The organism is Paludibaculum fermentans, from assembly GCF_051172195.1.
Lineage (GTDB): Bacteria > Acidobacteriota > Terriglobia > Bryobacterales > Bryobacteraceae > Paludibaculum > Paludibaculum fermentans_A.
Map to the genome: position 1 here is coordinate 24438 of NZ_JBPJAQ010000001.1, position 14146 is coordinate 38583.

Annotated in this window: 13 protein-coding genes; 2 read left to right on the forward strand and 11 right to left on the reverse strand. The window is 62.6% G+C overall.

Annotated features, from left to right (window positions below; translation table 11 throughout):
* The first annotated feature begins 173 nt into the window (after positions 1-173).
* Complete coding sequence (locus ACR9Y2_RS00110) at positions 174-995, forward strand: PEP-CTERM sorting domain-containing protein (RefSeq protein ID WP_435038983.1); 822 nt, start codon at positions 174-176, stop codon at positions 993-995.
* 244 nt (positions 996-1239) lie between these two features.
* The gene (locus tag ACR9Y2_RS00115) at positions 1240-1989 is read left to right on the forward strand and encodes a YdcF family protein (RefSeq protein ID WP_435038984.1); all 750 of its coding nucleotides are present in this window, start codon (positions 1240-1242) and stop codon (positions 1987-1989) included.
* Here ACR9Y2_RS00115 and ACR9Y2_RS00120 read toward each other — a convergent pair.
* From ACR9Y2_RS00120 to ACR9Y2_RS00170, 11 genes are all read right to left on the reverse strand, one after another.
* Positions 1968-2924 carry a GDP-L-fucose synthase family protein gene (locus ACR9Y2_RS00120; protein ID WP_435038985.1) on the reverse strand — a complete coding sequence of 319 codons (957 nt, stop codon included), beginning with the start codon at positions 2922-2924 and terminating at the stop codon, positions 1968-1970. The genes ACR9Y2_RS00115 and ACR9Y2_RS00120 overlap by 22 nt on opposite strands.
* 11 nt (positions 2925-2935) lie before the next feature.
* On the reverse strand, positions 2936-3973 hold the full coding sequence (gmd, locus tag ACR9Y2_RS00125) for a GDP-mannose 4,6-dehydratase (protein WP_435038986.1): 1038 nt from the start codon (positions 3971-3973) through the stop codon (positions 2936-2938).
* Positions 3974-4017: 44 nt separating this feature from the next.
* On the reverse strand, positions 4018-5376 hold the full coding sequence (locus tag ACR9Y2_RS00130) for an O-antigen ligase family protein (RefSeq protein WP_435038987.1): 1359 nt from the start codon (positions 5374-5376) through the stop codon (positions 4018-4020).
* A 101-nt stretch (positions 5377-5477) separates the two neighbouring features.
* Complete coding sequence (locus ACR9Y2_RS00135) at positions 5478-6953, reverse strand: MraY family glycosyltransferase (protein WP_435038988.1); 1476 nt, start codon at positions 6951-6953, stop codon at positions 5478-5480.
* A gap of 254 nt (positions 6954-7207) precedes the next feature.
* The gene (locus ACR9Y2_RS00140; RefSeq protein ID WP_435038989.1) at positions 7208-8455 is read right to left on the reverse strand and encodes a glycosyltransferase family 4 protein; all 1248 of its coding nucleotides are present in this window, start codon (positions 8453-8455) and stop codon (positions 7208-7210) included.
* A gap of 92 nt (positions 8456-8547) precedes the next feature.
* Positions 8548-9168: a hypothetical protein gene (locus tag ACR9Y2_RS00145; protein ID WP_435038990.1), complete on the reverse strand. Its 621-nt coding sequence runs from the start codon at positions 9166-9168 to the stop codon at positions 8548-8550.
* A 104-nt stretch (positions 9169-9272) separates the two neighbouring features.
* Positions 9273-10154, reverse strand: a complete 882-nt coding sequence (locus ACR9Y2_RS00150) for a glycosyltransferase family 2 protein (RefSeq protein ID WP_435038991.1) — start codon at positions 10152-10154, stop codon at positions 9273-9275.
* A gap of 1 nt (position 10155) precedes the next feature.
* Positions 10156-10578 carry a putative colanic acid biosynthesis acetyltransferase gene (locus ACR9Y2_RS00155; RefSeq protein ID WP_435038992.1) on the reverse strand — a complete coding sequence of 141 codons (423 nt, stop codon included), beginning with the start codon at positions 10576-10578 and terminating at the stop codon, positions 10156-10158.
* A 172-nt stretch (positions 10579-10750) separates the two neighbouring features.
* On the reverse strand, positions 10751-11893 hold the full coding sequence (locus tag ACR9Y2_RS00160) for a glycosyltransferase (RefSeq protein ID WP_435038993.1): 1143 nt from the start codon (positions 11891-11893) through the stop codon (positions 10751-10753).
* The gene (locus tag ACR9Y2_RS00165; RefSeq protein WP_435038994.1) at positions 11890-13110 is read right to left on the reverse strand and encodes a glycosyltransferase; all 1221 of its coding nucleotides are present in this window, start codon (positions 13108-13110) and stop codon (positions 11890-11892) included. The genes ACR9Y2_RS00160 and ACR9Y2_RS00165 overlap by 4 nt, the downstream gene beginning before the upstream one ends.
* Positions 13091-14146: a glycosyltransferase gene (locus ACR9Y2_RS00170; protein WP_435038995.1), complete on the reverse strand. Its 1056-nt coding sequence runs from the start codon at positions 14144-14146 to the stop codon at positions 13091-13093. Before ACR9Y2_RS00170 ends, ACR9Y2_RS00165 begins: the two co-directional genes overlap by 20 nt.

Consider the following 14146-nt stretch of genomic DNA (forward strand, 5'->3'; position numbering starts at 1 on the left):
TCAAGGGAGGCGCATCAGTTCAGCCTCGGACCCCCAAAAGGCGAGGCAGTTTGAGTCAGAGCAGCAGACGGAACCTCACAGTGAGTAGAGCTGAGGGGACCAGTGTCGACTGCCGGCCGGTAAAACCACAAGCAATTGAGGCTTGGAGAGATCAGATCGGGAGGAGTGAATACATGATTCGTTTCGCTTTGGCGTTTCTGCTTGCACCCATGGCCATGATGGCCGCAACGATTTCCGTGAATGTCTACGCCGCGCTGGGGCCGAGTCCGTATCCCGGCGAATCGCCCTCATACGGCACCGCATATCCGCAGGCCGGCACCTATGCCACAACGGTACAGGACGCGCTGCAGGCAGGTGGCACCGACAGCGGAGACATCAACACATCGCCCACGGCATTCAACAAAGTGACATCGGTGAATGCATCGGAGATTCTGACCAGCGCTGGAGCCTTCAACCTGTGGCGCGGCAACCTGTCGCCGACCGGCAATTTCGCGAACGAGACAGGCACGTTCCTGTTCTTCCCGTTCTCGATCACGGTGACTGGCGGCCAGGTGGCACTCTCCGATGTGACGTTCACGCAAACCTTCAGCAACCCTACGCTGCAGGCGGCGTATGGAGTGAATTACGTTTATTCGGCAGCGGACATCTACTCATTCGAGGAGATGGGTTTTGTGAGTCCCAACACGTACCTGACCGCCGGGCAGAGTGCCACCACCCCGGTGGATGGCATCTTCAATACGGGCGGATTCTTTGCATTCGCGTATAACGCAACCGCCAACGGCGGCGCTACGCCCAGCGAGCAACTTGCCAATACGCAGGCAGCCATCGCCGCCTTCGGCAATTACACGATCACGACCTGCGTTTCGGTGGGCGGCGCCTCCAATTGCGCCGACGTCGCCGTGAATGCGCCTGCGTCGATTCCCGAACCGGGCACGTATGCGCTGATGGGGGCGGGCTTGCTGAGTCTCTTCGCTCTTCGTCGTAAACGCGGCTAGGGGCCAGATGCCGATCGGGAGAGTGAGGCTCTTCCGATCGGCTTCCGGTTGGTACTGGCCAGCAGGTTAAACCGGCAGTGGCGATGTACCGCAGCCGATGTGGATCGATTCTCCCTCAGTGATAAAAGGGTCTGCCTTTCGGGGCAGGCCCTTTTTTGTACCCTGAAACCAGAGTTGTTCCGCCCTGGCGCAGGAATGCGGCTGGGCCCTATGACGCTAGTTGGACTGGCCGGAAGGAATTTGTTTGCCGCTTTGGACACATAAACTGCTGGTGATCCCGTTCCTGCCCCTGGGTTTCTGCGCCTGGACGGTGCTGCTGGGGCTGTTCCTTCGTAAGCGGTGGCTGGTCTGGCTGGGGGTATCCGTCCTGACGGTGAGTTCGCTAGGCGTGGCCGCCGACCGGGTATTGGGCTGGTTGGAGGATGCGTATCCACCCATCTCGACCGCAATGTGCCCGAAGGCGGATGCAATTGTGGTGTTGGGGGGGGTGACGCGGCCGGAAGCGCGGGCGGGCGTACTCGAGTGGAACGAGTCAGTCGACCGCTTTGAGCGCGGGGTGGAATTACTGCGGGCGGGCAAGGCTCCGGTCATTGTGTTCACAGCGGCCCGGATTGCCGGGAGCCCGGGGGTGACGGAGGGAGCGTTGCTGCGGGAGGAGGCGTTGCGCCACGGGGCGACACCAGAGCAGGTGGTGGTCACCAGCGACGAGGTGGAGAATACGGCGGGTGAAGCCCAGGCGATCCATCTGCTGATGGTGCGGCGCGGGTGGCGGCGGGTGATCCTGGTGACCAGTGCATTTCACATGCGGAGATCGATGCGCTTGATGAGGAGCGCCGGAGTGGACTGCGTGCCCTTCCCGACCGACTACCAGGCTCGACGGCTGACCTCGCCAGAGGTGGGCGATTTTCTGCCGCAGGCGGAGTCACTCGCGAAGACGGAACGTGCGCTTCGCGAGTGGGCCGGGATCCTGTTCTACGCGGTTCGGGGCAAGTAGTCGTTCAGGGCCAACAGATCCTGATACCAGGCATACGTCTGGCGAAGCCCTTGCGTGAGGCCGATTCCAGGCGTCCAGCCGAGGGCACGGAGTTTTGAGCAGTCCAACAGTTTGCGCGGCGTGCCGTCCGGGACGGAAGTATCGAAGCGAATGGGCGCCTGGCAGCCCACCACCTGGCGGACCATTTCGGCCAGTGCACCGATTTCGATCTCTTCGCCGCTGCCGACGTTCATGGGTTCCTCGCCGTCGTAGTTCCGCATGAGAAAGAGGCAGGCGCTGGCGAGGTCGTCGACGTGCAGGAATTCACGTTTGGGCGAGCCGGTGCCCCAAACAACGACTTCCTGGGCGCCGGCCAGCCTGGCCTCGTGGAACTTCCGTATGAGGGCAGGCAGGACGTGCGAGGCCTGGAGGTCGAAGTTGTCGCCGGGGCCGTATAGATTCGTGGGCATGAGACTGATGGCGTCGAACCCATGCTGGCGCCGGTAGGCCTGGCACATCTTCAAGCCAGCGATTTTGGCGATGGCGTACCACTGGTTGGTGGGCTCCAGCGATCCGGTGAGCAGATCCTGTTCCTGAATGGGTTGAGGGGCGAGCTTGGGATAGATGCAGCTGGAGCCGAGGAAGAGGAGCTTCTTCACGCCGTGGCGGTAGGCCGCATCGATCACGTTCGTCTGGATCTGCAGGTTTTCGGTCAGGAAATCCGCCGGACGGGTATTGTTGGCCATGATGCCGCCAACACGGGCGGCCGCCAGAAAGACATAGGAGGGCTTGCGTGAGGCGAAGAACCGTTCGACAGCCTCCTGATTAGTGAGGTCGGTCTCCTGCCTGGTAGCAGTCAGCAGATTAGAATACCCGGCGGCCTGGAGGGCCCTGACGAGGGCCGCGCCAACGAGTCCGCGGTGGCCCGCGACGAAGATCGAATCAGTAGAGTTCATTTGAGTCCGGCCTAACCAAGAACCGTGGCGCCCACATGTCCGGCCTGCCGCAGGGTTTCTTCGCGGCGCGCCAATTCGAGGTCATTCGAGGTCATCATACGCACCAAGTCGCGAAAGTTCACTTCCGGCTTCCAGCCAAGGCGGGTACGGGCTTTCGTCGAGTCGCCAAGGAGGTAGTCCACCTCAGCGGGGCGGAAGTAGCGCTGGTCGATTTCGACGACCGATTTCCAATCGAGGTCGAGTTCATCGGCCGCGGCGTCGAGGAATTCGCGGACGGAATAGGCCTCCCCGGTCGACACGACGAAATCGTCTGGCTGGGACTGCTGGAGCATCATCCACATGGCCTTGACGTAGTCGCCGGCAAAACCCCAGTCGCGGCGCGCCTCCAGATTGCCGAGAAACAGCTTGTCCTGCAACCCGAGTTTGATGCGCGCCAGTGCGCGGGTGATCTTGCGGGTGACGAAAGTTTCACCACGCCGTGGGGACTCGTGGTTGAAGAGGATTCCGTTGCAGACGAACATGCCGTAGGATTCGCGGTAGTTCACGCCATACCAGTGGGCCGCCACCTTTGATACGGCATAGGGGCTGCGCGGATGGAAGGCAGTGGTTTCGCTCTGCGGCGGCGCGGCGGCGCCAAACATCTCGGACGAGCCGGCCTGATAGAAACGCACGCGGCGGCCGGTGTTCTCGCTGTAGTCGCGCACGGCCTCGAGCAAGCGGAGCGTGCCCGTGGCCACGACGTCGGCGGAGTATTCAGCCTGATCGAAGCTGACGCGGACGTGCGATTGAGCGGCGAGATTGTAGATCTCGTCCGGCATCGAGGCTTCGAGGACGCGGCGCAAGCCAGTGCCGTCGGTGACGTCCCCGTAGTGCAATTTGAGCCGGGAGCCGCTGTCGTGTGGATCTGAATAGATATGGTCCAGGCGGCCTGTATTGAAGGTCGACGCCCGGCGGATCAGCCCCGAAACGTGGTACCCGGAGGTTAAGAGGAATTCCGTCAGATAGGATCCGTCCTGGCCAGTGATTCCGGTAATCAAAGCTCTCTTCAAGTCGATCTCCTCGATGAGTTAGTGTGTTCGAACGTCCAGCCTTCTCAAGAAGCTGTTCCCGGCCGGGCGCGCAAGCCGGGGCTAGCGGCCAAACCGCACAGCCAACCCGCCACCAGCGCGTTCGCCGGAATGTACATGTTGAAATCCACAAGACTGTGCAGGAGCAGGGTACTCAGGGCGCCGGACAGGCCGACGGCCAACTCCCAGTGGGTGGAACCGGGCTGCAGGACGACCACGCGGACGAGACCGATGCCGACCATCAGCAGAAGGGCTGAGCCGAGGGCCACACCGACGGCACCCAGCTCCGCCATTGCCTGGAGATAGTCGTTGTGGGCGAAGTCGACGGTCTGCATCGGCGCCACCTGCTTGTAGCGGAGAAATGCCGTTTCGTAGGTGCCGAGGCCGCTGCCGGTGACGGGGTAAGCGGCGATCAGGGTGCGGGTATCGCGCCAGATTTCGCGGCGGGTGTCCTTGGAGATTTCGTCGGTTTCCGCAAAAGTCGCAAAGCGTTTGATCAACTCGTCCGTAGGGAGGTAGACGGCGGCGAGGGCAGTTCCGACGCTGACGATGATGACTGGGGCGACCCAGCGCAGGCTCCGTTTGCGGCCGTAGCCGGGCTCTGAACTCGTACCCAGGACGAGCACTCCGGCGAGCAGCAGACCCATTAGCGATGCCATGAAGCCCATGCGGGACAAAGAGAACACGACGCCCACGAGCAGGCAGGCGGCGATGCCCAGCAGTGCGCAGGCCGCGAGGGCAGGGCCGGCGGGCCGTTCATGGCGAGTCTGTCCGCGGCGCCACACCGAAAGGGCCCACAGGGCGGCCAAGGGGAGCGCCATCTCCAGCAAGCCGGCGAAGTGGTTGCGGTTCACATAGGTCCCGACGGAAGAATCCGCGACCCCGGATTCGCCTCGGGCCAGCGACCATTGGGCGAGGCCCAGGATGCTTTCAAGCCATGCGACAGCGATTACCGGGGCGGTCGCGAACCACATGTGATCGCGCCATTGCCAGCCGAGTTCGCGCGCCAGGACGAAGGCGGCGAGGGCAGGTAGCATGTTCAGCAGCCACTCCCAGGTGGCGCGCGGGGCAACGCTCAACGACAACCAACCAGTGATGCCGACCGCCTGCGCCGCTTCGAGACGGGCTGGGCTGACGGCGCCGACGAGCGCAGTAGGCAGAGGCACGAGTTGGAATACCATCCAGCCGGCCAAGGCAGCAGTCAAGACGAGGATTGCGCGGCCGCCGGGCGCCAGATCCTGGGGGGAGACCACCAGGAGGTAAGCCGTCGAGAGTACACCCATGGCGGCGGCACACCAGATCCACTGAACCGGCCAGACTCCGCCCTTTAGAAATACGCCGGCGGCGAGAATCGCCAGCATCCCGATGAGCAGGACTATTCGCAAACTGACTCCCTTACTGTCTTCGCCCGCCAATGCGAAAAGGGCCCTCCGCAGGGGAAAGCCCATCGCCACCACACTGAACTTCTTATGAATTCCGCCGGCATTCAGTCGGCGGCGATTTCGTCGATGCTGCCGACGACGGCCGCATGGGCCTGCAGTTTTCCAGACTCGACCTGGATTCGACGGCCCGGCCATTCGCCAGCTGGGAACTGCCCCAGTGTTGCCCAGAGGACCTCAGCGAAGGGAGCCAGCAGGTGTACCGTTTTGTCTGAGCCGTAGTCGTGCCAGACCTTTACTTCCCCACGTTTGCCGAGCGGAACCGTCACCCACCAGCCGGGCTGATGGCGGACGCTGCTGGTGAACTCCAGTCCGTCGACGCGCAGGCAACTTCCCTGGAAGCCCATCTCCAGGCAGCTCATTTCCAGGGCGGCCCAGTAGTCGCCGGCGGAGCGGGCCGATTCGAGCCGCAGCCTGGCAGAGCGCAGGGCAAGTTCAGCGTTGAGGACGCGCCGGAATGACCCGCGGAAGAGGAGGCGGCTGGCCATATTCAGCTCGACGTACCCGAGGCTCTGGATGCCTACCCAGGCGACCACACAGAAGAGGACCAGGACCAGGCCGGCGAAGGGATTGGTACTGGTGCTGCCGATGAGGGCGCAGCCTGCCCCGACGCCGGCCGCGCCATAGAGGACCAGCACCGCACGACGCGTCGTCATACCCATGTCCAACAATTTGTGGTGAATATGCCCTCGATCTGCGCCGAATATCGGCTGATTTCTCAGAAACCGTCGGACGATTGCCAGACTGGTGTCCAACAGCGGGACGGCGAAGGCCATCAGGGGTGCGGTGATACCGAGGATCGTGGCGGCCTTCTGGCTCCAGAGGATGCCGTAACAGCCGAGCAGGAAGCCGATGGTGTAGCTGCCGCTATCACCCAGAAAGATGGAGGCGGGATTGAAGTTGTAGCGAAGGAAGCCCGCCATGGCGCCGGCAAGTGGAACTGTGGCGAGCACGAGGGCGTAATTGCCCTGCATGAGGCCGGCCGCCAGGGTGGTCAGGGTTGCGAACAAGCCGACGCCTGTCGCCAATCCGTCAACGCCGTCGATGAGGTTGAAGGCGTTGGTACAAAACACGAGCCAGAAGAGCGTCACGGGGATGCTCCACCACCACGTTTCAAGTCCGCGGCCGTGGAGGGCCATTACCCTGACTCCGCCCCAGAACGCGAGGCCAGCGGCTGCAAACTGCAAAGCGAATTTCGGCCACGGCTTCATACCGCGGAGGTCGTCGTAGAGACCCACGGCAAAGATCAGACCCGCCGCAGGCAACAACCGGATCACTTGAGACAGTTCGTTCCAGACGAGGGCGCCTCCATGGAATCGCAAGAGGAGGAGTGCGCAGAAGGCGACCAGATAGCCGAAGGCAATCGCGATGCCGCCGACGCGTGGTATGGCCTGTGTATGGATTTTGCGCCCACCAGTGGGCGAGTCCACCATGCCGTTGCGCCGGAAGACATCCCGCACCACCGGAGTGGTGAGCAGCGCAACGAGAAACGACACGACTGCCAGGAAAAGGATGGAGTACATTTTTTTGAAGGGACACCGCGTGTGGAGTGCCGCGCGGGTCTCCTCCGAGGCGCGGCTGCCGGTCAGTCCCTAAAAAAACTATAACCTAAAAATTCGTAAATGAACCCAGTAAATCGGATGAACCGGCATTGGATTTCACATTAATTCCAGCGTGCGTCTGTCACCTGCGTGACGCTCGTCATGCCTGTGCAGGCAAGGGCCAAATATCATTGCAGCAGCGGCAGGAATTCATGCAATCGTCAACGGACGGCGAGTCATGCGAGCTCTTCCGGTTCGGCCACCGCGCTCATGGATTTTCGCCGTTCGGCCTCTGCCCGAATACCAGCTTTCACAGGTAACCCGAGGTAATCGAGAATACGGGTCACGCCGATGGGCAGATCGTAGTTGCGCTCGAACGCCGAGCGGGCTCGACGTCCGGCGGCCTCCACTTCCTCAGGATTCCTCTGTAGCCATACGAGCAACGAGGCGAGCGACCGCGAATCGCCCGGATCGACCTGCCAGCCCACACGATGCTCCGCGATGATTCTGGCCGGCGTGGCGGCTGCAGGCCCGACAAACAGGAGGGGGCGGCCGGCTGCGAGAATGCCGTAGGTCTTGCTGGGTACGACGGTCCCGCAGGTCTCCGGGATCTGCGTCACGAGGCCGATGTCACCCGCGCCGAAGGCAGTGCGAAGATCATTGCGCGCCGCATAGCCGCTGAACTGCACATTTGAGAACCGCTCCTGAGCCCAGTTCCGCAGGGCGCCCATGCGAGGTCCGCCACCGCTGAAACGGAAACGGTACCGCTGTGTGAATTCAGGATCTTCAGCGGCGAGCGCCTCGACCGCCCGCTGAAAGGTGTCAAAATCGTGAGCCAACCCGGCGTTGCCGGAGTAGAAGACCTTCAGACGTCCGTCGCGAGCAAACTCCATGGGCTGGATCGCGGCGCCATCGGCCCAGTTATCCGCCTCAAAGAGAAGCGACCGGGGGATGCCGCGAGCCACCAGACGGTCCGCCATACATGGGCCCAAGACAAGGATGCCGTCGGCCCGCAAGCGTGGGCCATCGGCGATCCAGCCGACGAGGCAATCGAATGCGCCGCCAGCCCGGAAGAGTCCAAGGGAGGTGGCCACATCCGGGTAGACATCCATCTCCCAGAGATAGTGACGGGATCCACGGAGGCGTTGCGCGGCCCAGCCGATGAGCCCCAACAGCGGAGGCGTTGTCATCGTAACAACGACGTCGGCGCGCGGCCCTGAGAGCAGTCTCCACGCCGCACCGGCATAGAAGCCGGCATAGCTGGCCAGCTTCTGGAGCTTGCCGTGGCCAAAGCGCGAAGTCCCGACGCGGGCGACAAGGACACCCTCGGGCGGCAGGCCCGGCATTCCGCCATCAGGCGTATAGCCGCCCGCGGCGCAGACGACGGAAACGCGGCCATCGACGGCGCGAACCAGATCCGTGAGAATCTGGCTCGTCGCCGCCTCATCAGGCCAGAAGAACTGATTGGCAAATCGAATATTCATGTGAGGCCGCCCGTAGAAGGGCTCGTTTGGGCACACGGAGACCGCCCTGTCCGACAAGGGGGAATGCACACGCTCATCAGTGGACGAAGGGACTACTCGCCAAAGACAACGACAGTCGTTTCCTGGACGAAGAAAGAACCTGGCGCGTAGCCGGGAAAGCGGAATGTTTTGGCACCAGTGAGGCGGCCGAGGTCTTTGTCCATTTCAAGCAGGTCTCCGCCGTGGCGGTCTTTGTCGGTGTTGTCGACGATGGCCACGAGGCCAGGACGACGGCGTTCCAGAAGTTGCCGGTAGCAGGCCAGGCGATGGGCACCATCGACGGTGATGAAGTTGAAATAGGCGGGATCGAAATCACCGATCTTCCGGACGTAATCCAACCCCGTCAAGTGGTAGAGGGAGCCGCGCTGCAGGCGCTTGCGGACGATATCGGCCCAGACCTGATTGTCCTCGACGGCATGGACCTCGCAGCCCTGCTGATCCCACCAGAGGGTGGACATGCCGCTGCCCCATTCGAAGACCCTGGCGCCCGGTTTCACCTTGTCCTTCAAGAATCGAAATGCGCCGCTTGTGATCCAGGGACGCACGACAAGGTGCGACAAGCAGATGCGGCTGATCGCTGTGCTCAGGGCGAAGCCGGCGTCGCCGACATCCCGGATTGAGCGGACACCCAATTGACCTTTTTCATCGAAAACCCGTCTCCGTAGATTGAGCACAGTTTCTCCTTTCCAGCAGGGTTCAGCATTCGCAGGCGAATAGCGAGCCGTGAGCGGACGGCTCCAGGGGACGAACGTCAAAGGGAGGCCGATTGGATCCGAGACTACTTACTACCACCGCGAACCGGGCTCGGGAGGCCAGCCTGCTTCTCACGAGCCTGTGCCCTTCGTTGACCTTCGAGGAGCAGCGAGTCCACCAGGACGCGGTACCACCCGGCCTGAAGGAAGTGATAGATAAAACCAATGGATCCATCCAGAAAGCCGAGCTGAAGAAAATAGCGGAATGACATGTACCCCAACGCCCGCCAGAGCGGCGGCAGGCGGTAGTACAAGCCGTTCTTGGCCTTGCGGCGGAGCGCGGCCTGGCCGCCGGAGTTCACGGTCTCGGCCGCAGTGGTCCAAACGTCCAGACACTCGCGCTGGGCATAGGAGACGTGCTTCCGGCTCCAATCGGCGATGTCTTTCGGGATCAGGTGATCGAGTTCGCCCTGTGCTTTCAGGATGGCGCCCGAATGGACCACCATGTGCTCGTCCATCCAGCGGTTCTCGCAAGTGGCGGCGCCGCGCCTCCAGACCCTGAGCAACCAGACGGGGAAGGTACCTCCAAAGCGGAGGCGTTTACCGAGGAAGAATGTGCGGCGTGCGATCAGGAATCCATTGACGCCGTCGCCACAGGCCTGGATGGAAGATACAAGGCTCTGGCGAAGCTCGGGTGTGACGCGCTCATCGGCATCAATCCTGATCATCCAGGCGGCACGTGCCGTCACGTTTTCGATGGCCCAGTTGGTCTGCCTTGCCTGATTCTCGAAGGGATGGGTGAGCACGACAGCACCGAACGATTCGGCGATTTCGACAGTACGATCGGTACTGCCGGAATCGATGACGAAGACCTCGTCCGCCAGTCCGCGCAGGCTCTCCAGGCAACCCGGCAAATCGGCTTCCTCATTCTTAGTCAGAATGAGAGCCGCGATGGCTGCTCGACTCACCCTATTTCACCTCCGCCCGAAATTCCCGTTTTTTGATAACCCGCGCGGGATTGCCGGCGGCCACAACCCATGCCTCGACGTCCTTGTAGACGGAGGACCGTGCGCCGATTACGGCGCCATCGTCGATGGTGACTCCGGCCGCGATGTAGACATCGGCGGCGACCCAGACGCGTTCGCCGAGTTCAATCGGCGCGGGCAGAAGGGGGAGGGATGGCAAAGTGTAGTCGTGGCCGGCGCCGCATAGATAGCTGTACTGGGAGACCACGGCGAACGCGCCCATGCGGACGCCGCCGACGTTGTAGCAATCGACCCGTGGACCAAGGCAGGCGTGATCGCCCATCTCGAGCAGCCAGGGTGCCCAGACGCGGGCGGACGGGTAGACATGGACTCCGGCGCCCAACCTGGCTCCAAAACATCTGAGCACGAACCGGCGCCATGCGTGCATCACGTTGGGGGTAGGCCGAAAGAGCAGCAGCCAGACCGCGCCCCACAAGGCGCGCAGGCCGCGATTGAGCGGACCGTGCGGACTGGGAAACGGATTCTTCGCACTGTGCCTGCGGTCGAGGCGCGGAACTGCGTTTATCTGGGGCAGAGTGTCACTCCCACAACAAAGCATCCGGACGAGGGCCACGGCCTAGCACCCACTCGTAGACCGACAGCATGCTGGCGGCGACTTTCTCCCAACTGAACTGCCTCCTGACCAGGCTGCGGCCATTTTCACCCATAGCGCGCAACTGCGCTTCAGGCGCCTTGAATAACACGGACAACTGCGCGGCAATGCTCTCAGGCGAAGGCTCGAGGCGAAGCGCGGCTCCGGCTTCGAAGCCGCTAGGCAGGTTGCAGTGGTCCGTCATTAGCACGGGCAAGCCGTGGGCCCAAGCCTCCAGAACGGTCATCGGCAAGCCTTCGCTGATACTGGGCAGGATGAATGCATCGGCCGCTCGCAGGGTGGACAGTTTGAGCTCAGCGAATTGCGGACCGGCAAACTCAACTCCGGCGGAGATGCCCAGCGCATGGGCGAGTGACTGCAGGACCTGGTCATGACCATCCTGACTCCAGCCGGCGATGACCAGCCGCCAGCTGGAGGATTCGCCGAGTCCGCGGGCGAGGGCCCAGCCGCGCAGCAAGGCCTCGATGCCTTTCTTGGGATGCAACCGACCGAGATAGAGGAGAACCCGTGTGCCGGCGGGCATGAGGGCCTGCCAAGGGGCGGACATGACGGGCGCGGTCGAAGGCGGTTCGACGCCATTGGGTATCACACAGATGGGGTTCCGCAGGCCGCAGGCGCGGAATGCTTCGGCTTCCTGCTGGTTCAGGGCGTGCAGGCATGCGGCTTCCCGCAGATTGCGGCTTTCGTAAAGCTTGCGGGCCAGCCATTTCTTCCAATGCGAATTGCGGAGGGCCCAGCCATCCAGCATGCCGTGAGGGGAGACGAGCCGCGGCCGGCGCCATCTCATGGCCAGGACGGAAGGGTACATCCAGAGGCCGTGGGCATGCAGGATGTCGACATCGCTGGCTGCCACCTGGCGGCCGAGATCGGGCGAATAGCCGAACGCCCTGGGGCCACGCACTCCGCAGACCACGGTAGGCAATCCACCGCCGATGGGACGCCCGGCATCCATCAGGCCGAATGCCTTTACCTCCTGTGTGCGCTGGAGGTGCTTACCCAGGAAGTAGACGGCTTCAGAGATGCCGCCTCCGCCAGTGGAAAGAGACGCGGTCAACAGTCCGATCTTCATCGAAGTGCCAGCACGCGAAGCAGGATCCAGTCGACCATACGAGCCTTGCTGCGAGGTTTTCCCATTGCAACGAGAACTGCGCGGCGGAGGGCGCTGCCAAAGCCCTGGGGCGACCAAGCGGCAATGATCTCAGCGCTGGCGCGGCCCATGGCGGTGAGATCCTCACCCGCCGCGGTGATGCGCTGCATCAGGCGGGCGAGTTCCGACGCCTGCGTGGCATCGAAGGTCCAGCCGTTTACTCCCTCTCGAACAAGATCGGGGGCGCAGCCGCATTGCCGGGAGACGAGCACGGGTTTGCCGGCGGCCATCGCCTCATTCACAACCAACCCCCATTGTTCGGTGGTGCTGGCATGGATGAATGCTCCGGCATTCTGATACCAGCGTGGGAGGTCCGAATAGCCAACGGCCCCCGGAAGGAGCACCTGCTCACTCAGGCCGTACGCCTGGATCTGCTGCATCAGTTTCGGCTTCAGCTCGCCATCTCCGGCGATTACCAGCTTCCAAGGGTCGGTGGTCATCCTGGCGTAGGAGTGGTAGGCGTCGATCAGCAGTGGAAGGTTTTTCTTCGTCTCGAAGCGGGCGCATGCCAGGAAATACCGCTGGTTGATACCGCCGACGGGTGTGGACACGGCACTCACCTGGAAGTGATCGTTGTCGACAACATTGTGGCCAGTGACAATCCGATCCTCGGCCATGTTTAGCGTCCTTGCATACTCCGCGTGGCGGATGCCACCCACGAAGGCACTACCACCAAGCCCGAGGAGCCGCGCCTTGACCCACTCTTTCCAACCGCTCCGCTCGGCATCTTCGCGGGTGCTCTCCGAAACAATGACGGCGGCGGCACCGCGTGCGACGCACCAGGCGAGCGCGGCAGCAGATCCCTTCAAGCCCCAGCCCGGTACGCAAACGGCTTCCGGCCGAACATGTTCCAGTACGGCCCAAAGCCTGGCCCACAATTCGCGGGGTGTGAGCGACTGTATGCGCCGGCCGGGAAACAAGACATGGCGCTGGAAGGCCTCATCCACGCCCTCGTCGCACTGGAGCGCCCGGAAGTCGTTGACGTTGGAGTAGCTGACATAGTGCATCTCCAGGCCGCCGCATCGCACCGCGGCGTTCAGCCTGGCGATGTGATAGGGGGTCAATGTGAGGCCAACCCAGCAGACACGAATCGGGCGGCTGCCGGCCGCGTTATCGGGCTCATCCTTGAATCGAGGCAATTACTTTCTCCAGGCAGGCGAGTTCCACCGATGGGTTACAGAGCTCCTTGAGGCGCGCGCGCATCGTTTCCACCATGCGGGTGCCCACTTCTGGGCGTTCCAGCAATTCGGCCGTTCTGTCAGCCAACCAATCCGTATCGTGGCGGTCCAGCAGGTATCCGCACTCGTCGGGAGTGACCATTTCGGCCAAGCCACCGTTGATCACCGAAGCGACCGTTGGCACGCCGGCCGCCAGGGCTTCAATGGGTGTGCGCCCCAGGGCGTCCCAGTCGGTATTGAATAGCAGGACGTCCAGCGACTGATAGAACGGCCCGAGATCCTGTTGCCAGCCGAGCCAGCGCACGCGGTCGCTGATACCGAGATCCACGGCCTGACGCTGAAGTTCAGCGCGCAGCGGACCGTCGCCGGCGATGAGGAAGACGATGTCAGGGAACCGGCCTGAGAGTTTCTGCGCTGTTTCGAGGAATACATCAAACCGTTTCCGGGGAATCAGCCAGCCGGCGTTGCCGACAACCCGGGCTGACAAGGGAATGCCCAGGGACTCCCTGGCCAGCCTGCGCTGGGAGGCAGGTGGCAACTCCTCCACGTCGAAGTGATTGGGCACGACTCCGCTCATCGCCTCAATGCGGGGATAGATGCGGATGGCTTCCTGCCGGATGAATTGAGTAGGGAATGTCACATACTGGAATACCTTGGAGGCGAGCAGGTAGAGGAGATACCAGCTGAGCCGCGGCTTGACGCCGGTGTGATGAAAGTGGACGCCAAGGATCCTCCGGCCTTTGCAGATCAGGCCCAAGGCAAGCATGGCTGAGACGTTTGGTCCATGCATGAAAATGGCGTCCGCCGGCAAGGCTCGAAACTCACGCCACATGGCCGGGATGCTTTTCCAGCCCCAGCGTCCGCGATATTGAAGGCCGGACGCCGGAATACCTTCCGCCGCCAACCGTGACGACAAGGCACCCAGCGGGTTGAGGGAGACAAGGCGCACGTTGTGGCCACGCGCTTTCAGCGCGCTCATGCGGGCGAGGGTACTCAT